A 21643-nucleotide genomic window follows, 5' to 3' on the forward strand; every position below is an offset into this window, starting at 1 on the left:
GCTGCTTCTGTCTATTGCAAGGCAGATCCGGATTACGGGATTAAACTTTGTCACGGAAGCCTGCTCTAAACTGCAATAAACCATGTAGAAATCATGACCAGAATTCCATACTTCCTCCTGTTTCTGACTTGCTTTTCGCTGACGGCTTTTGCGCAGGACCAGAATGCACAGTTAACCGGTATCATCGTTGACAGCGTAAACCGCTCGCCGGTTGTCGGTGCGTATGTAGCCGTGAGCCGCAACACGCCGGATGCACGCCCGGAATACGTAACGACCGACGTAAACGGCAAATTTTCATTCAACGGTCTGAGCAAGTCGGTTTCTTATCTTGTTAAAATTACTTACCTCAGTTACAAAGACGTTACAAGAATTGTAACCATCAAAGAAGATGTGCAGGACTTGGGAACAATCCCGTTGGCGGAAGCAGTTGCAAACCTGAAAGAAGTCAAGGTGACAGGGCAAGTGACTGCTGTGCAGCAAAAAGGCGATACAACGCAGTTCAATGCTGCTGCCTTTAAAACAAATCCTGACGCAACTTCCGAAGATCTGATCCAGAAAATGCCCGGCATTACCGTTGCAAACGGAACAGTGACAGCGCACGGCGAAACGGTGAACAGGGTTTTGGTAGACGGGAAACCATTTTTCGGCGACGACGCTTCACTAACGCTGAAATCGTTGCCGGCAGAAATTGTAGATAAAATCGAAGTATTTGACAAGCTGAGCGATCAGGCGCAGTTTACAGGCTTCGACGACGGCAGCGGTCAGAAAACGATCAATATCGTTACCAAAGCCGACAGGAAAATGGGCCAGTTCGGTAAAGTATTTGCAGGATACGGATTGGATGACCGTTATCAGGCCGGCGGCAATGTGAGCTTTTTCAAAGGAAATCAGCGTATTTCCGTGATCGGGCTCAGCAATAACATCAATATGCAGAATTTTTCCAGTCAGGATTTGCTTGGCCTTACGGGCAGCAGCGGAGGCGGAAGAGGCGGCTCCGGAGGAGCCTCCGGCAACTTTCTGGTCGGAAACCAAAGCGGAATTACGGGAACAAATTCTTTCGGGCTTAATTACGCCAACAAGTTCGGCAAGAAAGTGGATGTTTCAGGAAGCTACTTTTTTAACAGAACAGGAAATACCAATCTGCAGCGTACGGAACAGGAATATTTTCTTTCAGGAAATACGGCAAACCAGTTTTACAATGAAGACAGCCGCACTTCCAGCGTCAACTCCAATCACCGGCTTAATTTCAGAATTGAATACAACATGGATCCCAAAAATTCCCTGATCATTACGCCAAGGCTGAGTTTTCAGGAAAACAGTGCTGCAAGTGCAAAAGCCGGACTTACAACTTTGTCCGACGGAAACAGACTGAACAGTTCCGATAACACACAGACAAACAAAAACAGCGCTTACAATTTTGCCAATGACATTCTGTTCCGTCATGCTTTTGACAAAAAGGGCCGTACCGTTTCTGTTAACCTGAACACGCAGCTGAATGACCGGAACGGAACACGTGACCTTTATTCCAGAAATTTATATTACAGCAATCTGTCATTTCCGGACACAGCCATGCGCGGCGATACCATTGATCAACGAAGCTTTACGTCATCGGACGGGATAACGCTCGGCGGCAACTTCATTTACACCGAACCGGTCAGCACAACCGGACAATTGCAGTTCAATTACGGCCTTACCGTCAGCAACAGCAATTCAAAGAAAGAAACATTCAATATGAGTTTCGACGATAACGTATATTCTGATCTGGATTCACTTTTATCCAATACGTTTGATAACCGATATGTGACCAATCGCGCCGGACTGGGTTACCGTTACCGCAAAAACAGCTGGACGGCCAATGTCGGAATCGATTTTCAGAATACAGGATTGTACAGTCAGCAAACGGCTCCGCGGAACTCGGAAGTTGATCAGTCTTTTACAAATTTTTTACCCAGTTTTATGCTGAGTTACCGTTCCAAATCGGGTACGCAGTTCCGTACTTCTTTCCGGAGTTCTACCAATCAGCCTTCGATTTCACAGCTTCAGAACGTGATTGACAACAGCAATCCGCTTTCGCTTACGACGGGAAACCCCGATCTGAAGCAGGAATACCGGAACATGTTTAATGTGCGGTATTCACTGGCGGGAGCGGATCGCCCGTACAATTTTAACGCGATGGTTTTTGTAACACAGACCAACAATGCCATTGTCAATTCCACCTATATTGCGCAGGAGCCGACAACGCTGCCAAACGGGATCGTTCTGGAACAAGGAGCCAAGCTGACTGCTCCGGTCAATGTGGACGGAAGCTGGAATGCAAGAACTTTCCTGACATACGGCAAGCCGGTTGCACCGCTGAAACTGAACATCAATGTAACGTCGGGCTTTAATTATGTAAGATCGCCGGGACGAATCAATGATATAGCCAATTATTCTAATACGTATGCTGTTTCGCAAGGACTTGTCGTCAGCAGCAACATCAGTGAAAAGCTTGATTTTACCGTTTCATATTCGGGGAATTACAACATCGTCAGAAACAGCATTCAGCCAAATCTAAATAATAATTACTATACACAAGGCATAACCGGAAGGGTAAACTGGATTTTCGGGAAAGGTTTTGTGTTCCAGAGTGATGTTAATAATCAGTCGTACCGCGGCTTAGGCGAAGGATACAATCGGAATTTTACATTATGGAATGCGAGCATCGGAAAGAAATTCCTGAAAAATAATGCCGGCGAACTGAAACTGACTGTTTTTGATATTCTGAAACAGAACAACAGCATAAACCGCACGGTAACTGAAACGTACGTTCAGGATGTTACAAACCGCGTTCTGACGCAATACGCCATGCTGACTTTCACTTACACGCTCCGCAATTTTGGCAAAATGCCGGTCCGCAATGAAAATGAAAACCGCCGCCGTGATTTTAACGGCTCACGCGGAAATTTCCCAAGCGGTGAGGGAAGGGGAGTGGGTGGTTTTTAGTTATTGGCTTATAAATTTTGGATTTTAGAAAGATCCATAATCAATACAGGCTGCTGGTTGTGCGATAAAATGTGAGCAGTGTAAAAGTTATTCTTCTTATCATTTCTTAATAGCAGGTGTTATTCCGGAGTATTTAAACTCCAGTAATTACATCTGCTATTCTTATTTACTGATACTGCTGTACACCGGGTTTACCCATTGCTCATTGGAATCTTCCTGTTGGTCATTCTTGAGGCTTGCAAAGTAGCTGTTTTTACATATTTGTCATGGCAGAATTTTCTGCTGAACAATCATAAAAAAACAAGCACATGAAAAAACATTACAGGACAGGCATCTATGCTGTCTTTTCGCCTTTGCTGGTAGGGGTAGGCTATTTACTCTGTAATCAGGAAGTTCCCCAGAGCAAAAGTATTACCACGGTCATTGCCGCAAAAAAATCGGAAAATGCTCCTGCCGGTTTGACTGCCTTACCCGACATTCAGCAGCAACTGGCCAAACGGGAATACAACATTTCCTTTGATGAGCAAAAGTCAGCGATGCAGAGCCCCAACCGCAGGCAAGGACTGCGCGCCTACTACAAGCCGGGCGAATTGACTGTACAAAACCGCATCGATTCGGCAGGGCATAACTTTTCACTGCAACTGGTAAATGAAGGCATTTATGCAGATGGTAAAAAAATCCTGTCGGCTCAATCCAATGCAACCCTGAAAAATCAGGATACTACCCTCGCGATCAAACATGCAGGCTTTACCGAAGAATTTATTAACAACGCAGACGGCGTTCGCCAGAATTTTATTATTGATGCTGCCCCGAAAGCTACCAGTGAACTGCAGGTAAGGCTGTCCGCAAAAGGCTTAAAAGTTGATGACCTTGAAAACAATGAGCTGCTTTTCTATAAAGATAACCGCAAAGGAGAACGTATTGCCAGTCTGGTTTACAAAGACATCAAATGCTGGGATGCAAACGGAGAAACCTTGCCTGCAACCCTGTCCTATGAAGAAGGACTGGTGCGGTTGAGTGTGGACGTAAAAAATGCTGCCTACCCCGTTACCATTGACCCTATCATAGCCAACGGCAATCCAGCTAATGCTAATATGTTTTTAAAAGGTTCTCAAGCAGAAGAGTGGCTGGGTAGTGTGGTAACCAGTGCTGGTGATATTAATGGGGACGGATACAGCGATGTGCTGGCTTGCGCTTCCAAATATGATGGTGGTCAGGTTGATGAAGGCACTGTCCTTATCTATTATGGAAGTTCTCAGGGTTTCATAACAGGGCCAAATAATTTGGAAATGAATCAAAAAGAGGCCCGATTTGGATCTTATGCCTCATCCGCAGGTGACATTAATAAGGACGGGTACAGTGACATTGTTATCGGAGCAAGCATGTATGATAACGGAGAAACCAATGAAGGAGCTGTATTTGTGTACCTGGGTTCGGCACAAGGCATTAATACCTGGAGCTGGCCTGCAAATATTCTGGAATGTAATCAGTTCGATGCTAATATGGGCAGCAGTGTCGGGTTGGCAGGCGATGTAAACGGTGATGGGTACAGTGACATTCTTGTTGGAATTCCTATGTTTGACAAAGGACAGGCTAACGAAGGCGCCGTTTTTATATACCATGGATCCGCTACCGGCTTGAATCCTACTCCCAAGTTACTTGAAGAAAATCAGGCAGGGGCCATTTACGGTTATCGCGTTAATGGCGCAGGCGATGTGAACGGAGACGGATATAGTGATATCCTTGTCAGCGCACGCGAGTATGACAATGGCCAAACTGACGAAGGTGCCGTATTTGTATACCATGGCTCGGCAGTAGGCATCGCTTCTGGAGCTGCTAAGGTGTTGGAAGGCAACCAGTCTTATGCATATATGGGTCACAGTGTTGCAAGTGCCGGAGATATTAACGGAGACGGGTATAGCGACATTATCATCGGAGCCAATATGTATGATAAGGGGCAAGCTAATGAAGGTGCTGTTTTCATACACTACGGTGCGGATCGGGGCATTGATGCTGTACCGGCTTTTATATTGGAAAAGAATCAGGCTGAAGCACAGTTTGGAAATTCGGTAAACAGTGCCGGTGATGTCAATGACGACGGCTACAGTGATGTGATTGTAGGAGCACTCTTATATGACAACGGCCAGAACAATGAAGGAGCTGCTTTTGTTTACCATGGCTCTTCGGCAGGCCTGTTAGCTACCCCTGTTTCTACTCTGGAAAGCAATCAGGCCTCTGCCCAGTTTGGTAACTTTGTTGCCAGTGCCGGGGATGTCAACGGTGATGGGTATAGCGATGTAATCGTCGGAGCACCTTTGTATGACAATTCAGAATCTAACTCGGGTGCAGCATTCGTTTGGTTGGGAAAACCAGACAGCATCATCAGTGAAAACAATTACGCGACTAAACTGGAGTTTGCTTACCCAAATATGAGTACGGCAAACGCCGGTGATGTAAACGGCGACGGGTTTAGCGATTTTATTGTTGGAGTTCCGGGGTATAATGCCAAGGGAGCTGTATTCATCTATCATGGATCGGCTCTGGGACTAAGCACGAATCCAAGTACAACAATAGAAAATGTACCGATGAGTGCTGCATTTGGGTCTTCTGTGTCCCGTGCTGGCGATGTGAACGGAGATGGATACGGCGATATCATTGTTGCAGATGTTTCCTACGCTGATATTAATCAAGGGGCAGCACTGGTATATTATGGTTCAGGACAGGGAATCAATAAAAATGTAAGCACCATTATCAAAAATAAACAAAGCGGATCATTGATGTTTGGTAAGTCTGTGTCCAGTGCGGGTGATGTCAACGGGGATGGCTATGGTGATGTTTTGATAGGAGACATCAGTTTTACCAACGGGCAATTTGACGAAGGTGCTGTTTTTGTTCATCATGGATCCGCAGCCGGTATTAACCCGATCGCTGCTGTTACGCTGGAAAGCGACAAAGATTTTGCACAATTTGGTTATTCAGTATCCTGCGCCGGTGATATCAATGGTGACGGCTATGCTGATATTATTGCAGGAGCCCCTGAGTACTCGAACGGACAAAACAAGGAAGGTGCTGCCTATGTCTATTATGGTGCAGCGTCAGGAGTTTCAAAAAGTTCAGTTCAGAAATTGGAGAAAGATATCGCAGCTGCCAACATGGGTATCAGTGTTTCCGGCGCTGGTGATGTGAATGGCGATGGGAAGAGTGACGTGATTGTTGGTGCAAATTTGTATAGTAATGGACAGGCACAAGAGGGTGCAGCAATGATTTACTACGGAGATGTGCTCAATCACAACTTAATTTCTGTTCCATCCATTTTGGAAAGCAATCAGCCGGGTGCAAAAATGGGTACTTCAGTCTCTGGTGCCGGTGATATGAATGGAGACGGATACAGCGATGTCATCGTAAACTTTCCAAATACCGTTGCACCTTTGAATGCTGAGGGGAAATCGATTATATATTATGGTTCTCCTATCACTGGCAATGGCATAGACAGCAATAGCCCGTCACAGAGTATCAATAACATCAATCCTGCACCGGTGGCCGGAAGTCTTTCTATGAATACATCTGTAGCGTTTGCTGGAGATATTAATGGAGACGGGCACAACGATCTGGCCATTAACTCAAAGTATGTTAACTTCAATAATCAGTCAGAAAAAAGCATCTGCCTGATTTATCTTGGAAATAAATCCAATAAGAATTTACGAAACAATTTGCGCCTGTACAACTCTGATCTGACAACCATCATTAACCAGTCACAAAAGGCTAAAAACGACTTTGGGGCTGGATTGTATGCCAAATCTTTTCTGGGTGGTGGCAAAGGCAAACTGGTTTGGGAAACTTCGTTCAGAGGTTCTCAGTTTAACAGCAACTTTGAAATGGTAATTACAACCTGCACAAAATACACGGGCATGCAGAACTCGTATTCCAGTCTGGGGCTTAAAGGAACTGAGCTAAAAAATGTAATTGTCAAGGAAGGCAATTATACCAGAATCCGGGCGCGTGTAAAATATGATCCATCCTTAGCACTGACAGGGCAGATGTACGGACCATGGCGGTATGTCACCGAATGCGTAACAGGAAACAGTTCTTCACCTGTACGGGAAAATGCTGTCAGCAATATGTCAAAAACGATTAAAACAAAGGCACAGTCTGAATCAGAAGAATTTGCAAAGGTTGTGAGCATCTATCCCAATCCGGCAACTGACAGGCTCTATATTGAATCTGACAGTGCTCACGAGATTGAAAGTGTACAGTTGCTGTCAATGGAAGGTAAATCCGTTTACCAGTCCTCCGCATCTGTAAAGCAGGTGGATGTGAGTGAATTTGCAGCAGGAAGTTACATCCTTGTTATTACGCACAAAGACGGTGTAAAGAATAGCAGGAAAGTGTTGATTACTAAATAGCACAAATTGCCGGTAAAGCAGAAAGTAAGTGCATTGTAAGAGTCGTTTTTGTGTAAAAATTTAAAACTTTAACTTTTACAATGCCTTACTTTCATGCAACTGGCAACTTTTTTATCCAGAGAAAAGTAAATTGTAAAGAAGAATTGTTTCAGCAAGTTTCAAGCAATTACTTGAATCAGTTCAGGTTTTTATAATAACAAAAAATCCCGAAGCGCGATGCTCCGGGATTTTTTGTTATTATAAAGTATTTATTATTTTTTTTCAGGAAACGGAATAATCAGTTTTTCGCCGCGTTCTGAAATGTCCCTTGTTTTGCCGTTGGCTTTCATGATTGCTTCCTTGCTGACATTGTATTCATTGGCAACAACCCTTAATATATCACCGGGTCCAACCGTATGCACTGCTTTTACCTGAACTTTCAGTTTGGTTACGCCGGCTTTAATATCCGGAACGGAAGAATTCAGTCCTTTTAACGTTTCGGTTTTCAGGTTGTAACGCGCCGCAATGCTGGAATAGGTTTCACCACTTTTTACGGTATGCGTAATCTGTTCTCCGCCCAGCGAGGATGCCGAAATAGCAGGAGTTTTTTTCTCTTCCGGTTTTTCAGGCTCGTCTTCATCTGCATTCCTGCTGGTTTCAGCAACAGCTTCATCCTCTTCTGCAGGCTCGTCCAGAATGGGCTCTTCGGCATTCTGATCCACACTGGAATCCACAACAATGGAAGTCAGTTCTTCCGAATTGGTGGAACTGTCGGAAATGTATTCATAACCCACGTAAAGCATTGCCAATACCAGAAGAACTAATACAAGCAGCGTTACAACGGGCAGATTTGATTTCTCGGTCGGGCGAATGTTTCTTTTCTTGGGGAATTCATCTTCCATAGCTGAGTTAGATTCTTTGATGTGGTGTTATTTAATATCTACGAAATTAGTAAAGACATGTTGTTTTACAAGCTCATTTTCAATTGCTCGTTCATGTCGGCAACTTTCTGTTTCAGGTTATTTTTAAAGATATCGAGTCGTTCTGCAACGGCTGCATCGCCTGCACCGATAATCTGGGCAGCCAGAATTCCCGCATTTCTTGCTCCGTTGAGCGCAACGGTTGCAACCGGAACGCCGGAAGGCATCTGAAGTATGGAAAGTACCGAATCCCAGCCGTCAATGGAATTGCTGGACAAAACGGGAACGCCGATCACCGGAAGTGATGTAAGTGACGCAACCATGCCGGGCAAATGCGCCGCGCCGCCGGCTCCGGCAACAATAACTTTTAATCCGCGGCTGCGGGCAGAAGCTGCATATTCCAGCATACGTTCGGGTGTGCGGTGCGCAGAAACGATTTCCATTTCGTAGGCAATTCCCAGTTCGTTCAGTGCGTCAGCGGCTTCCTGCATTACTTTCCTGTCGGAAAGGCTTCCCATAATTATTCCAACCATTTCAAATGTTCGTTTCTTTAATGCAATTCTTTACTGATGACTTTTATATTCCTTTTAACAAATTCCACTTTTTCTTTTAAAGCATTGATATCCGCATCCATAATGGTAATATGTCCCATTTTCCGGAACGGCTTGGTTACGGATTTCCAGTATAAAAAAGGAAATACCTGTTCGGTTGCCAGCAGCGTTTCTATGCCTTCGTAAACCGCCGGTCCCTGAAAACCTTCTTCGCCCAGCAAATTGACCATTGCCGACGGGCCGTATGCATGCGTGCTTCCAAGCGGCAAATCAAGTATGGCGCGCCAGTGTTGTTCATATTGCGAGGTCGCATTGGCGCGGATCGTATGATGACCGCTGTTATGCGGGCGCGGCGCTACTTCATTAATCAGGATTTCACCTTCGGCGGTCAGGAAAAGCTCCACCGCAAGTAACCCGACGATCTGAAATGCTTCCGCCGTTTGCCGGGCTGTTTCCTGTGCTTTCCGGTCAATTTCAGGATCAATTTCAGCAGGGGCAAAAAGGTATTCGACCAGATTGTGTTCCGGGTGAAAAACCATTTCCACAGTCGGGAAAGTAACCACTTCGCCGGAAGGATTTCTGGCAACGATCACAGCCAGTTCTTTTTGAAACGGAACCGCCTTTTCGAGCAGTCCGGGCTGATCAAATGCTTTGTCAAAATCATTTTCTGAAGCAATGCGCTGAACACCGCGACCGTCGTAACCGTCTTTTCCCAGTTTGTGAAAAGCAGGCAGAAAGGATGCATGGCGGGCCGTATCGTTCCGGTTTTCGGTCAGTATGAATTCAGCGGTAGGAAGATTGTTTTCAATGTAAAACTGCTTTTGAATGCGTTTGTCCTGTATTTTCCGGATGACGGCAGGCTGCGGATAAATCTTTTTTCCTTCCTTTTCCAGTGCTTCCAGCGCATCCACATTGACTTTTTCAATTTCAATGGTGATCACATCCAGCTGTTTTCCGAAGTTATAAACCGTATCGTAATCCTGTAATGATCCGTGATGAAAATGAGGTGCAATTTTTTTGCAGGGAGCTTCGGCATCCGGGTCCAGAACATGTATTTCCAGATTCCAGTCTATGGCTGCCTGCAGCAGCATCAATCCAAGTTGTCCGCCGCCAAGTATTCCTATTCGGGATGAAAGCATTTAAAATAGTCGGTAATGTCTTGCAAAATTGGTGTAAAAACCGCTAACATAAAACCCTGCCGGCATCTTTTAACAAATTGACGCAGCAGTTTCTGAAATGCTTATTTCATCCAGCGGATCAATGCCACTTCGATCATCAGAAAGAACAAGGCGCCGTACAGAAAATATTTCCAGAGATTGGTGCCCATGTTCTGCTGCTGAAAAGCCGTGGAAAAAGCGTCGTCATCAATTTTGTCAAAAACAGCAACATTTTTTTGCCCCGCAAAAATGGAACGCAGTTCATCTGGCGAGTAATACTGAAGTCTGGATTCTGCATGGTTATGGTTCAATGCAATAATCTGTTCTGTTTTGTCATTTTGGACCAGTTCAAAATAGCCTGCATCCAGACCTTCGCTGAGCTGATCGCCCTGCGGGATTTCGAGCAGCAGCTGATTTCCGGCAATGCGCTGAACAGGAATAATTTCAGCTTTGTTCCGGCGCAATTTATATACTGAATTGGCTTCCGCATTGTTGAGGTTCAGCGCAATCGGGTTTTCATCAAAGGTGAAAGAAGTTCTTTGTGCGCGTACGCTGGAAGCGGCAATTTTATACATGACAGGTACAAATATCGCATGCTGTGCAACATTACCGTTTTCAGGGTTGAAAGGTGCTGAAAAAAGATAAACTTTCCCGCTTCCGGAAGTCGCCTGATTCAGATACGGCTGCCCGTTGCGTAATGAAAGCAGCAATTGTCCGGCCCCCGACCAGTTCCAGACGGAAGCAACCGTTGGAAGGTTAAGATTGATTTCCTGCCGGACCGATTCTTCAAATACGTCACTGAAAAACGGATTGTTCCTGTCCGGCGGTGCCAGTGCAACCGGCGCAGGACTTGTCGTTTTTGTTGTGCTCAGTCCGCTTATGCCTAAGCCGCTCAGAAATCTGCTGTAATTTTCGGCGACGGGAGTAGCGGAAGGAACAACGGCAATGCTGCCGCCTTTGTTACGTACAAAATCGGTCAGATCCTGCGGCAATGTGCCGGAAAGCTGATCCACACCTTCCAGAATCACCAAATCGGAATTTTTAATCAGTCCCGGATCAATATTCTGTGCGCTGTAACTCTGCACGGAAAACAGGCTGTCGTTGGCATAAACATTCTCGATGTAATTGCCGCTGGATTTTTGTCCGTAAATATGCAGGATCCGGATCAGCGGAGAAGCATTGAGGACAAAATAGTAATTGTTGTCGAAAGTAACCGGGAAATCGTCAAAGGTAATCTGGCCTTTCTTGTAGCCTTTCCCTTTCAGATTAAAGTTGAATTTGGCCGTTGCGCTGCCGTTTGCGGGCACATTTACCGAAGCGGTCGAAGCCTGCGTATTGTCAAGCGTAAGTTTCAGGATCACGTTTTTTGCTTCCTGCTTTCCGGAATTGCTCACTTTTACAAACAGGATGTTATTCTGAAGCTCGCGTATGAAAGGCGTGTTCAGCCAGGCAGAATCTACAAAAACGTTTTTTTCGGGCACAGCCTGGACCGGCACCAGAAAGAGTTTGCTGGCCGTATCGATTTTCAGACCGGACAAATTGCCGGAAGTACTTTTCTGGAAATCTGAAAACCAGAAAAGCTGGTTGGTGCCCGCATTCTGATGTTTGGTCATCAGGTTTTCCTGTCGTCTGTAAACCTGTTCCAGCGTTCTTGGCGTATTGGATAAATCGATGGTTGTAAGCCGGTCGCGTAATTTTTCGGCGGAATAAAGCCCTTGTTCCTGTGAAGAAAAATCATTGGTGACCATCTGCAACGTTGTCACATTTCGTAAAATTCCCAGCAAATCGCTCAGCCGGCTGGTTGCAAGATCCAGATACCGTTTGGTATTCAGCTCGTTCTGCATGCTGTAAGAATTATCGAGATACAAACTCGTGATTCCTCTTCTGTCCACAGCCAGACTGTTTGCCGCCGGAAGAAATGGCTGTGCAAAGGCAAGCGCAAGACAGACAATGGCCAGAATCCGCGCCGCCATGACAAGCCAGTGCTTGATTTGCCGGACCGAGCGCGTTTTTGTATCCACTGCTTTCAGAAAGGCGACATTCGTAAAATAAATGCGCTTTGTTCGCCGGAAATTAAATATATGAATGGCAATCGGAACAGACACAGCCAGTAAGCCCCATAAAAACGACGGAAAAAGAAAACTCATTTCGTTCTGTATTATCGTGTTTGTCAATTGTTCCTGTAATCCGGACTGCAGATTAAAGAATTATGCTATTTCAACGCAGTTAAGAAAGACAAATTACATGAAATTCTCCTAACTACTTTTTATTTCGGCACCTTTCTGATATGTGTGTTGCTTTTTTCTAACTTTGCACTTCTTTTTCGCTGACTATGTTTTATCTATAAAGTTGCGGAACAGAACAGGAAATTGCTAATTTAAATCAAGTTATGGCCAAAGTTTCGGTAAATAAACACCAGCCCGTCTATCAAATGCCTACGAACCCGGCCGCGGTTCGCACTAAGAAATACGCTTTACCAACCAAGAAATACGTTACGCTGGCCATGCGTTATTTTTTCAAAACGCAGCTGAAATGGGGCCTCGTTCCGCTTGCATTGATCCTGATCAATGCTGTTCTGAACCTTACCGGCGTTTACCCGAACTTGTGGATTTATATCACTGCGATTATCGGCTCCATTCTTTATGTATTGTTCTGGCTGATCCAGTTTACGGGCATCACACAGCTGGCGCAGTACAAGCCTATGTTTGAAAAATTTCAGTACGAAATTGACAATCGTCAGATTCTCATGAAGTTGAACATGAAAGAAGGAAGCGTTATCAAATGGGAACAGATTCTGGAAAGTTATAAAGACAAGGATGCTTACGTTCTGGTTATTTCAAAAGGCCAGTTTATTCATCTGCCATTTACCATCTTTAATTCAGAACACGATATCAAGGTTTTTGAACGTATTATGAAGCAAAAGGAACAGCTGAAAGCATAATTGCTCATTTAAGTCAAAAAGAAAAAGCCTGATTTTCACGTCAGGCTTTTTCTTTGTTGTTTCAGAACGGTTAATTCAAACGGCTCTTGGAATTTGAATCCGGCATTTCCTGTAACTTGGCTTGTTCATGTTCTTTGCCAAATTTCTTTTCTCCTGCCAGTATTTCAATGGACAAATGATTCTCGCTTGGCGGAATCGGACAGTTAAATCCGTCACTGTAAGCACAGTAAGGATTGTAGGCCTTGTTGAAGTCAAGCACATAAACATTATCTTTCAGATCCGTTGTTTTCAAATCCAGATAACGGCCGCCGCCGTAAGTTTCCACGCCGTTTGTCTTGTCTTTAAATGGAATAAAAAGGTAATCCTTGTATTTTGCCAGCGACTGCAGGCTCAGGCTTCTGTAAACGCTCAAAGTCTGTCTTTTGCCGTTCAGCCTAAACTTAAGCTCGCCGTATTTTACATAAGTCTTGTTTACACCGCTGTAAGTCGGCATTTCAAAAGCAGTGCTTTTGACTTTCTCAAAGCGGGCCGTAACGCGGTAAGTGGAATCGGGTTCAAAAAAATCAAGAAAGGCCAAGTCTGCTTTCTTTAAAGGCGAGTTGGCAGAATGCAGAAATTCCTGTTTGTACTTCTGGCGGTGTTTGTCAATTTCTTTACTGAAATTCTGGGCACAAACAATTTGTCCGGCGGTCAGGAACAATAGGAGCAAGGCTGTAATCGTCTTCATTTTTTTTACATGATCCGGCAAGTTAGCTTGCCGGATGGTTAATTGTTAACAGAATGAACAACCGATCTTTATAAGTTTTTAAACGGTTGGTTATTTGGCTTTAATTTTAACTACGTCAGATTCTTTGATATTAAAATATTTGGCAACTGAATTGTAATCATTGTAATTAACTGCACCGTTTGTACGGGCCGCAAAATCCGCCGGTACAATCACAACCCGGAAACTTTGATTTGCGGTATAATCCGCCGAAACAGTAGCCAGATTAACCGTTCCGTCAAGGAATATGGAAAAATCCTTGCTTGTGCGGTCAAAGTTGTATGTAAGAATTCCATTGTTCAAAAACGCCGTTTGCGGTAAAGGCCGGTATGCTACCAGATTTTCACCATTTACATCCGTTTCTCCCCAGTTTATGTAAACAAGCACCGCATCCGATTCAAGAACATTGACTTTCGCATCTGCAAACGTCAGTCCGTACTGATGCTGGTTTGCAACAGTGAAATTCACATTCACAAGATCAAAAGTCGTGCCTACGACATCTATACTTTCTCCCTGAGGGCCCTGAGGTCCTTCGGGGCCGCGGCATCCTTGAAAAAGTACCAGGAAAATCAATAAAAGGGGAATGAGCTTTCTGTTCATAAGATGTACTAATTTAATAAATAATTGTTTAAATTTTGGATTTAGATCGAAATACAATGATAAAGTTTAATTCCGGACAGTGTATTAACTTTCATTAACTAAAATAATTGCGATAAGGCTGGATGTAAAATACCTTGCCTGCAAAAACAGTTAAATAAATAATACTTTTCGCTGGATAATTTAATTTGCGTTGTTAAAGTATAGATGCTACTTTTCCCATTTACAACAGTAACAATTTTAAATCAAACATCATGATTAATCGTAAAGCAACCGCCGTTTGGAAAGGAACAGGAAAAGAAGGTACCGGAACAATCAGCACGCAGAGTACTGTTCTGGAAAATACGCAATATTCCTTCAATACGCGTTTTGCAGAAGGCAAAGGAACAAATCCGGAAGAACTGGTTGCAGCTGCACACGCAGGCTGTTTTGCCATGAAACTCAGCTTTGAACTGAATGCCGCAGGATTTACTGCGGATGAACTGAACGCAACGGCGACCGTAAGCCTTGATCCTGCAAAAGGACAGGTTACCAAAAGCCATATCGACCTGAAAGCACAGATTCCGGGGATTTCTCAGGAACAGTTTGCGGAAATTGCTGCCAAGGCGGAAAAAGAATGCCCGATTTCCCAACTGCTTAATGCTGAAATTTCGCTGAACGCAGAACTGGTTTCCTGATTATTCCGGATATCCTTTAAAAGCAGAAAGGCATCACTGAATGATGCCTTTCTGCTTTTAAGATTCTGACAAAAATTAATCTATAAACAGATCGCTGGCGATGCGGTCGGCAAATAATTTCCCCGGTTCCGTTAAAAGTATGGAACCGCCGTCTTTTTTTATCCAGCCTTTTGTCAGCATGTTTTCCAGCCTTTTGCCATTCTGAACGGTAAAAAAGCCTTGTGAAAGCAATTCAAGTTTTTCCACTTTTACGCCCCATTTGGTACGCAGCCCGGTCAGGATGTATTCGTTCGTCTGGTCAGCGGATGTCAGAATTTCTGTTGTAGCCGGAATTGTTTCATTCTGAATGGCCTGCAGATATTTTGCATTGTTTGAAATATTGTATTGCCGGCTGCTTCCATTGTATGAATGCGCGCTCGGGCCAACGCCCAGATACGGATGCTGTTTCCAGTAGGAACTGTTATGCCGGCTGTATTGCTGGTTGCGTGCAAAGTTGGAAATCTCGTATTGTTCGTAGCCGTTTTCTGCCAGTGAACTTACAAGTATCTCAAACTGCCTTGCCGCAAATTCTTCATCAACCGGTTTTATCTTGTTTTTCTTCAGCCAGTTTCCAAAAGTCGTCTGCGGTTCAATCGTAAGGCAGTACGCTGAAATGTGCGCGACGTCCAGGCCGGAAGCTTTCCGGATATCATCCAGTAAAATAGTGTGGTCCGGAGCCGGAATGGCATAAATCAGGTCAATGGAAATATTCGTGATTCCTGAATCCTGCGCTGTTTTTACACAATCCCCGGCTTCGGAAGCGGAATGAACACGATTTAAAAATTGGAGATGCGGCTCATGAAAAGACTGGATGCCGATGCTCAGCCGGTTTATACCGGCTCTTTTAAACTGTTCTGTTTTCTCTTGATCCAGATCATCCGGGTTTGCTTCCAGCGTGATTTCCGCATCCGGCGCAACGCTGAAATTTTTATAAACGGCATTCAGGATCATATTCAGCTGGGATTCCGTCAGCAAAGACGGCGTGCCTCCGCCGAAATAAATCGTTTCCACATACTGGTCAGCCAGATAATTCCTTTGAAGTTCTATTTCAGAAACAATCGCTTCGGTCATTGCCTGCTTGCCCGAAGTATTTGTACTAAAATGAAAATCACAGTAATGGCATGCTTGTCTGCAAAAAGGTATATGAATGTATAAATGCATTTATCTTGAATTTTTCTGCCATTCCCAGCCGATTTTCACGCCTGCCCAGATGTTATCTTTCGGAGCTGCATTGTAATAACGGTTTCCGAACGCATTCAGGTCGTAGCCAAGGCTGTAAATGCCGGCATTTACTTTTTCAGCCGATGCAGACAGTTCGCTGTAAAGGTGCTGTCCCCAGCTTTTTTTCCAGCTTACGCGCGCAATCCATTGGTTATAAGGCGTATTTTTAACCGTATTGGCATCGTTCAGGTAAAACGAACTTCCGCTTTGATAAGTCACAAAAGCCGAAATACCGAACCGGAACAAGGCATCCAGACCGGTGCTCTGCGAAAAACGCGGAATGCCCGGAATGAGTTTTCCGCTGAGGTCCACTTCCGCCTGCTGAAAGTTTTCAAAAGTATAACGCGTGTAAGTCCCTGTATTCCAAAGCCGCAGGGACAAAGGATTCTGATAGCCTGAAAGAATATCATAAGCCAGCGTCCATTCCATTCCTTTTTGTTTCGTTTTGCCTGCATTGATAAAGTACTCGGCTCCGCCTTCGTTGGTTCTTCTGACGATTGTTTCTTTAAGCCCGAAATGGTACAGACTGAGTTCTCCGGTGATGAATTTTCCTGTTTTCCGGATGCCGACCTCTGTATTGATGCCTCTTTCTGCTTCCAGGTCTTTGCGGAACCCTCCGGCTGAAGGACGAACTTCCTGCAGGGTAGGAGGTGAAAACCCGCCGCTGTACGAAGCGGTAACCGCCCAGTTTTTTGCAATGATTTTGTTGGCTGCAAAGCGCGGTGTGAAAATGCCGTCAAACGTACGTTCTTCCTTGCTGTACGGAAGTGCAAAAAAACGTTCGTATTTGTATCTGGATGTGTTATAGCTCAAACCTGCGCTAATCGTAAGGTCTGAAAAAAGAACGGCTTCAAGCTGACTGAAAACAGAAAGGTTTGCCGTGCGGATATCTTCAACAGTCTGTTGTTTGTCCGGAACGCCTCCGATGTTGTCATAATTTCGCTGTGCCGATTTGCTGAACTGCCATTCAAATCCGGTTGTCCAGTTGGTTTTCACATTCCCGATCTGCGAACGGTTCTGCCAGAAATTTCTGCCGCCCAGGCCTTGCTCATCTCTTTTTTCATAATTGGAAATAAACGGATTGGCAAAGTCGGTATAAGTCAGATAAAGTGCGGTGGATTGCGTCCAGTTGTCGGAAAGCTGCAAGGTGTAATTTCCGCCGAGCAAGGCAAGTTTGGTATAGATTGCGGCTTGCTGGGCTTCGCTACCCGGAAGCGTGGCAGTAGGCTGTCTGGCCAGCTTTGGATTGGCCTGATATTGTGCCAGCGTAATACCGCCGGGCGTTTGGTAATACAAGTCGGAATACATGCCGAGCAAGGACAAAGTTCCTTTTTCTCCGATTCTGGAAGAAGATGTAAGCCGTATTGCATCACGGGCCATGGCGCTGTGATTACGGTATCCGTCCTGTTCGCTATGGCCGTACTGAATGGAAATATCACCGATCTGCATGGTGGTATTACGGTTCTGAAAACCATACTTGCCGAAACTGACGCTTTGTTCGAAACGGTTCATCGCTTCATTGTCAGGATGGCTTTGCATCAGTACGACTCCGCCGGTCCCGGCTCCGTAAAGGCTGCTTCCCGGACCTTTGATGATTTCCATCCGCTGAACCGAATTATAATCCAGTGAATTCAAAGGCGTATTGCCGCTTGCATCCGTAAAAGGAATGCCGTTCCAGTAAAACTTGACGTTTCTTACTCCGAAGGGTGAACGGATCAGGCTTCCGCGTACGGAAAAGCGGTAACTTCCCGGCGAGCGTTCTTCCATTCTGACGCCTGGAATGGCATTTACCGCATTGGCCCACGTAACAGGTGAAAATCTTTCCAGTGATCTGGACGAGATCAGTCCGACCGTTGCAGTTGTGGACAAAAGGTTTGTTCTGGTTTCAAATGCATTGACCGTAACCTCGTTCAGGTTCTGTGTCTGCAGCGTATCACTGCTTTGCGCAGTTACCGATTCAGGACTAAAAACATTTAAACAGGCCGTAAAAAGGGCAGGAACGTAAAATTTAAGCATCATAATAAAAAACTGAAATCAATAAATTCAAATCCGAAATCAAGAAAAAAAATAACAGGAAAAATCCATAACGAGTTGGTTTGTCACTTTGGTTTCATAAATGCGTGTCAAAAACATTTTTAATTCTCTGAGCATAATTTTCTACAAATAAAAGGCGCTACGACGTATAAGGGTCTGGTAAGATTTTTGTACCAAGAATAACAAATCATTTATACCAAATAACAATAAATTTAACCTGCTATGAAAAGGATAAACTTAATGGTGGCTGCAATACTGGCATCCGGGATGCTGACACTGAACAGCTGTTCGGACAAGACCAAAGATTCCGCGCACGAAACTGTGGAAGAAGCCAAAAACGATATGGACGAAAACGTTGCCGAAGCAAAGGAGGATATTAAGGAAGCAGGCAACGAATTTGAAGCGAAAGTAAAAGAAGACAAGGAATCTTTAAAAGCAGACATTGACGAAGCAATTAGTAAGCTTGACAAAAAAATAGAAGATGCCGACGCCAAGATGGAAAAAGCAACAGACAAGGAAAAGCTGAAATGGCAGGAACGCAAGAAAGAACTGAACGAAGAAAAGGCGGAACTGCAGGCTTCCTGGAAAAACGTACAGTCGGAAACTGCTGACAAATGGGACGCTTTCAAAACGGAAACCAAAGAGAAAATTGCAAAGGCAAAGGCTGATGTAAGGGATTAATTAGATTATCAAGGTTATGCAAACAAAAAGTGCTCCGTCCGGAGCACTTTTTGTTTGCATGCGAAAGTTGATTTTACTTTACAGGAAGATGAATTTCCGTCAGCATGCACCGCGCGGAACCGCCGCCGTTTTCTTCAATAAATGAAAGGTCAGTATGTAGCAGCCGGGCGTATTCGCTCAGCATTTCTTTCTGTTTTTTGGTCAGTGAATTATAGGCCTGCGTGGACATAACGAGAAATTTATCCGAGCGGTTGTTCTTGGCAAGGAGCATGTTGCCGGCAAAGTTCCGGACTTGTTCCAGTGAAATCTCGATAATGAATTTTTTGGTTTCTTCCAGCGCAGCTCGTACCAGTTGGCGCTCGTCCGGATCTTTGATGGCTTCAAGACAAATGACTGCAAAAATATCACCGATGCACATCAGCACATTGGTATGGTAAACGGGCAAGTCATTTTCATCGGATGCGGAAAAGGAAACAATTTCGTAACCCATTGCTTCTGCAAACGCGTTGAGAACTTCGGGGTGCGTTCGTGGGGAAAGACAGGCATATGCAATTTTGTAACGCCGGTCCAGCACCATACTTCCGGTTCCTTCCAGATACTTTCCTTCCGCTTCGAAGTGGGTCAGATCAATGATTTCCTCGATTTTAAAATCATTGCCCAGTTTATCAATAATGTCCATTCTGCGCTCCGCCCGCCGGTTTTCCGCCATCATCGGATAAAGGACTACTTTTCCGCTCTGATGAAAGGAAACCCAGTTGTTGGAAAAAACGGCATCCGGGCGATAAGCATCGTTGTTGTCATCAAAAACATGCAGTTCTATGCCTGCAATGCCGAGCTGTTTAGCCATCAGGTCAAATTCGTCATTGGCTGTATTTGCAATGCTTTTTTCCAAAGTATTGTGCTGAAATCCGTTGCTGTCGGCAGTCTCGGGATTAAAGCCAAACTGTGCCGGCCTGATCATCATCAGACGGGAAGTTGACTGAGGCTGGTTCTGGACCGATGAAGTGATTACGCGCATGGGAAATGATTGAAATTTTACTGCAATTTACAACTGAATTATGGCGATTACAATATTATAATTCCCTCAAAACCGGCATGCTCATGCAATGCGAGCCGCCTCTTGCCCGGGAAAGTTCGGCCGAAGGAAGCGTAATAAAAGTATCGGTAAGCGAATCGGGCGACAAGCGGTCATTTTCAAATTCGTTCAGGAGATTTTCCGAACTGATTATGCGGAATCCTTCGTTACGGAATGCTTCCAGCGTTTTGTCGTTTCGGTCGTATCCGATCACAACGCCGTCTTTCAAGGCAAGGAGGTTGCAGGAATCCGTCCATTGTTCGCGTTCGCCGTAAGGAAATTCGTTGTTTCCGGAATAAATGAAGCGTACTTTTTCCGTTGAGCCCAGGTCTTCCACGCTAATCCTGGAAAGCAGATCTTCAAGATTATCAATTTCAACCGGCGTTTGTTCCTGACCTTTTACAAACTGAAGAATCCGCAGTTCCTTGTTCGTGTTTTCCGGACCGAAAAAATGAAGCACGTCTTTCTTTCTTGCTTCATCACCCAGCCTTGCGAGCGAACCCAGCAGCACCCATACATTCTTTTTCACCTGTGTAAAAATGGTGTCTATATGCATGTAGTCCCTTTTTTTAGGAATTTTTACAATCGTGATTTTTTCCACAACGTCTTTTTGAAACAGCAGTTTCATGACTTGCTGCGCAGCATAAACCGAAGTCCGTTCGCTGCATCCGATCAGCAGGTGATTCGGCGCAACCATCATGACATCTCCGCCTTCCAGCGTACAGCGGTGATAATCGCTCGTTTTTTCCTCGTCAGGCAATAAAAAGTGATGCTCGTTTTCAGGGATTTCAATGATATTATCCTTGATATGCGCAAACATCGGATGATAAAAAAAGACAAACTGAGCCAGAATGGATTCGCGCGTGCGCGCATTCTTGGCCGGTTTGTTGAGCAGAATATGATTGTTGATCACAATGCCGATATCCCGCATGAATATCAGGTTTGGCAATGGCGCAAAAAGCATTTTTTCACCGGAATAGGAACCGGAAATAAAGATTTTTGCAAGTTCGTTCGCATCATAGCCGTTCAGCTCTTCCTGTACACGGTACGAACATCTTTCAATACCGCAGATGGCCGCAGTCAGTTTGATCCTTACACTTTCATTTTCCAGGATTTCCGCGAGCAGTTTCTGAATATCAATTACTTTATCAGAATCAAAATAATTTTCAGAACCCGGAATGTAAAACGAACGCGATGCATCCTGATCAATTTCTGCGAGTTTGCCTTTGATTTTTTCCGGATCAAGAAAGGAAAGCAGGATTTTTACATAATAATCATATTCTTTCCTCCGCATGGTATCCAGATGCACAATGTCTTCAAAAAGCCAGTCCTGGGCTTTGCTGGGCACGACTTTCCCGAGACCGCCGTCAGGGCTGTGAATTAGCAACCTTTTCAGGGTTCCGGTTTCGGAGGAAACATGTATTGCAGAGTCTGTTGATTTATTAATAAGCATAATGAGTTCGGATAAGTCGCCTGGTGCAAAGTAAACGCTTTATCTTTTAATAAGCAGAAAGCTGCCGGCTGCATGTACAACCCGGTATAAATCACTTACATAAATATGCTTTTAACGGGAACAACAAGCACTGCAAATCGGTTGTAAGATATAGATGGCAAGAGGCTTCG

The 21643-nt window shown here is 44.6% G+C and carries 15 protein-coding genes; 5 read left to right on the forward strand and 10 right to left on the reverse strand.

Features of this window, described 5'->3' with window-relative positions:
* Nucleotides 1–93: 93 nt before the first annotated feature.
* Together FEM33_RS22935 and FEM33_RS22940 are read left to right on the forward strand one after the other, a co-directional pair.
* On the forward strand, nt 94–2982 hold the full coding sequence (locus tag FEM33_RS22935) for a TonB-dependent receptor domain-containing protein (RefSeq protein WP_139014305.1): 2889 nt from the start codon (nt 94–96) through the stop codon (nt 2980–2982).
* A 308-nt stretch (nt 2983–3290) separates the two neighbouring features.
* Nucleotides 3291–7385 carry an FG-GAP-like repeat-containing protein gene (locus FEM33_RS22940; protein ID WP_139014306.1) on the forward strand — a complete coding sequence of 1365 codons (4095 nt, stop codon included), beginning with the start codon at nt 3291–3293 and terminating at the stop codon, nt 7383–7385.
* Nucleotides 7386–7636: 251 nt separating this feature from the next.
* Here FEM33_RS22940 and FEM33_RS22945 read toward each other — a convergent pair whose 3' ends face one another.
* The 4 genes from FEM33_RS22945 to FEM33_RS22960 all read right to left on the reverse strand — a co-directional run bounded on the left by FEM33_RS22945 (nt 7637) and on the right by FEM33_RS22960 (nt 12139).
* The gene (locus tag FEM33_RS22945) at nt 7637–8266 is read right to left on the reverse strand and encodes a LysM peptidoglycan-binding domain-containing protein (RefSeq protein ID WP_139014307.1); all 630 of its coding nucleotides are present in this window, start codon (nt 8264–8266) and stop codon (nt 7637–7639) included.
* A 65-nt stretch (nt 8267–8331) separates the two neighbouring features.
* Nucleotides 8332–8817, reverse strand: a complete 486-nt coding sequence (gene purE, locus FEM33_RS22950) for a 5-(carboxyamino)imidazole ribonucleotide mutase (protein ID WP_139014308.1) — start codon at nt 8815–8817, stop codon at nt 8332–8334.
* A gap of 17 nt (nt 8818–8834) precedes the next feature.
* The gene (locus tag FEM33_RS22955; RefSeq protein ID WP_139014309.1) at nt 8835–9974 is read right to left on the reverse strand and encodes a 5-(carboxyamino)imidazole ribonucleotide synthase; all 1140 of its coding nucleotides are present in this window, start codon (nt 9972–9974) and stop codon (nt 8835–8837) included.
* Between the two features lie 101 nt (nt 9975–10075).
* The gene (locus tag FEM33_RS22960; RefSeq protein WP_139014310.1) at nt 10076–12139 is read right to left on the reverse strand and encodes a BatA domain-containing protein; all 2064 of its coding nucleotides are present in this window, start codon (nt 12137–12139) and stop codon (nt 10076–10078) included.
* 284 nt (nt 12140–12423) lie between these two features.
* On the opposite strand from FEM33_RS22960, the gene FEM33_RS22965 reads away from it, so the two are divergent.
* The gene (locus FEM33_RS22965; protein ID WP_229214374.1) at nt 12424–12933 is read left to right on the forward strand and encodes a YcxB family protein; all 510 of its coding nucleotides are present in this window, start codon (nt 12424–12426) and stop codon (nt 12931–12933) included.
* A gap of 70 nt (nt 12934–13003) precedes the next feature.
* Here FEM33_RS22965 and FEM33_RS22970 read toward each other — a convergent pair whose 3' ends face one another.
* Both FEM33_RS22970 and FEM33_RS22975 read right to left on the reverse strand, forming a co-directional pair.
* Complete coding sequence (locus tag FEM33_RS22970; RefSeq protein WP_139014312.1) at nt 13004–13660, reverse strand: DUF1684 domain-containing protein; 657 nt, start codon at nt 13658–13660, stop codon at nt 13004–13006.
* A 90-nt stretch (nt 13661–13750) separates the two neighbouring features.
* Nucleotides 13751–14296, reverse strand: coding sequence for a hypothetical protein (locus FEM33_RS22975; RefSeq protein ID WP_139014313.1), 546 nt, complete (start codon nt 14294–14296; stop codon nt 13751–13753).
* 251 nt (nt 14297–14547) lie between these two features.
* Here FEM33_RS22975 and FEM33_RS22980 point away from each other — a divergent pair, with 251 nt between their 5' ends.
* On the forward strand, nt 14548–14970 hold the full coding sequence (locus FEM33_RS22980) for an OsmC family protein (protein WP_138281349.1): 423 nt from the start codon (nt 14548–14550) through the stop codon (nt 14968–14970).
* Nucleotides 14971–15045: 75 nt separating this feature from the next.
* Here the strand turns inward: FEM33_RS22980 and hemW are convergent, their stop codons facing one another.
* Together hemW and FEM33_RS22990 are read right to left on the reverse strand one after the other, a co-directional pair.
* Nucleotides 15046–16170, reverse strand: coding sequence for a radical SAM family heme chaperone HemW (gene hemW / locus FEM33_RS22985; protein ID WP_139014314.1), 1125 nt, complete (start codon nt 16168–16170; stop codon nt 15046–15048).
* Nucleotides 16171–18249, reverse strand: coding sequence for a TonB-dependent receptor (locus tag FEM33_RS22990; protein ID WP_229214375.1), 2079 nt, complete (start codon nt 18247–18249; stop codon nt 16171–16173).
* A 237-nt stretch (nt 18250–18486) separates the two neighbouring features.
* Between FEM33_RS22990 and FEM33_RS22995 the strand changes: the two genes are divergently transcribed.
* Nucleotides 18487–18945, forward strand: coding sequence for a hypothetical protein (locus FEM33_RS22995; protein WP_139014315.1), 459 nt, complete (start codon nt 18487–18489; stop codon nt 18943–18945).
* A gap of 73 nt (nt 18946–19018) precedes the next feature.
* On the opposite strand, the gene ctlX is transcribed toward FEM33_RS22995, so the two are convergent.
* Nucleotides 19019–19963 (reverse strand): citrulline utilization hydrolase CtlX, encoded by a 945-nt coding sequence (gene ctlX, locus FEM33_RS23000; protein ID WP_139014316.1) that lies wholly within the window; start codon nt 19961–19963, stop codon nt 19019–19021.
* 55 nt (nt 19964–20018) lie between these two features.
* A complete protein-coding gene (locus FEM33_RS23005) occupies nt 20019–21473 on the reverse strand; it encodes an arginine deiminase family protein (protein ID WP_139014317.1) in 1455 nt (484 codons plus the stop codon).
* Nucleotides 21474–21643: the final 170 nt, after the last annotated feature.

It is taken from the genome of Dyadobacter flavalbus (genome assembly GCF_006149045.1).
Taxonomy (GTDB): domain Bacteria; phylum Bacteroidota; class Bacteroidia; order Cytophagales; family Spirosomataceae; genus Dyadobacter; species Dyadobacter flavalbus.

What these genes read in the sequence shown, in the direction of transcription:
- FEM33_RS22935 (WP_139014305.1), top strand. Translation starts at nt 94, where the DNA reads ATGACCAGAATTCCATACTTCCTCCTGTTTCTGACTTGCTTTTCGCTG.
- FEM33_RS22940 (WP_139014306.1), top strand. Translation starts at nt 3,291, where the DNA reads ATGAAAAAACATTACAGGACAGGCATCTATGCTGTCTTTTCGCCTTTG.
- FEM33_RS22945 (WP_139014307.1), bottom strand. Translation starts at nt 8,266, where the DNA reads ATGGAAGATGAATTCCCCAAGAAAAGAAACATTCGCCCGACCGAGAAA.
- purE (WP_139014308.1), bottom strand. Translation starts at nt 8,817, where the DNA reads ATGGTTGGAATAATTATGGGAAGCCTTTCCGACAGGAAAGTAATGCAG.
- FEM33_RS22955 (WP_139014309.1), bottom strand. Translation starts at nt 9,974, where the DNA reads ATGCTTTCATCCCGAATAGGAATACTTGGCGGCGGACAACTTGGATTG.
- FEM33_RS22960 (WP_139014310.1), bottom strand. Translation starts at nt 12,139, where the DNA reads ATGAGTTTTCTTTTTCCGTCGTTTTTATGGGGCTTACTGGCTGTGTCT.
- FEM33_RS22965 (WP_229214374.1), top strand. Translation starts at nt 12,424, where the DNA reads ATGCCTACGAACCCGGCCGCGGTTCGCACTAAGAAATACGCTTTACCA.
- FEM33_RS22970 (WP_139014312.1), bottom strand. Translation starts at nt 13,660, where the DNA reads ATGAAGACGATTACAGCCTTGCTCCTATTGTTCCTGACCGCCGGACAA.
- FEM33_RS22975 (WP_139014313.1), bottom strand. Translation starts at nt 14,296, where the DNA reads ATGAACAGAAAGCTCATTCCCCTTTTATTGATTTTCCTGGTACTTTTT.
- FEM33_RS22980 (WP_138281349.1), top strand. Translation starts at nt 14,548, where the DNA reads ATGATTAATCGTAAAGCAACCGCCGTTTGGAAAGGAACAGGAAAAGAA.
- hemW (WP_139014314.1), bottom strand. Translation starts at nt 16,170, where the DNA reads ATGCATTTATACATTCATATACCTTTTTGCAGACAAGCATGCCATTAC.
- FEM33_RS22990 (WP_229214375.1), bottom strand. Translation starts at nt 18,249, where the DNA reads ATGATGCTTAAATTTTACGTTCCTGCCCTTTTTACGGCCTGTTTAAAT.
- FEM33_RS22995 (WP_139014315.1), top strand. Translation starts at nt 18,487, where the DNA reads ATGAAAAGGATAAACTTAATGGTGGCTGCAATACTGGCATCCGGGATG.
- ctlX (WP_139014316.1), bottom strand. Translation starts at nt 19,963, where the DNA reads ATGCGCGTAATCACTTCATCGGTCCAGAACCAGCCTCAGTCAACTTCC.
- FEM33_RS23005 (WP_139014317.1), bottom strand. Translation starts at nt 21,473, where the DNA reads ATGCTTATTAATAAATCAACAGACTCTGCAATACATGTTTCCTCCGAA.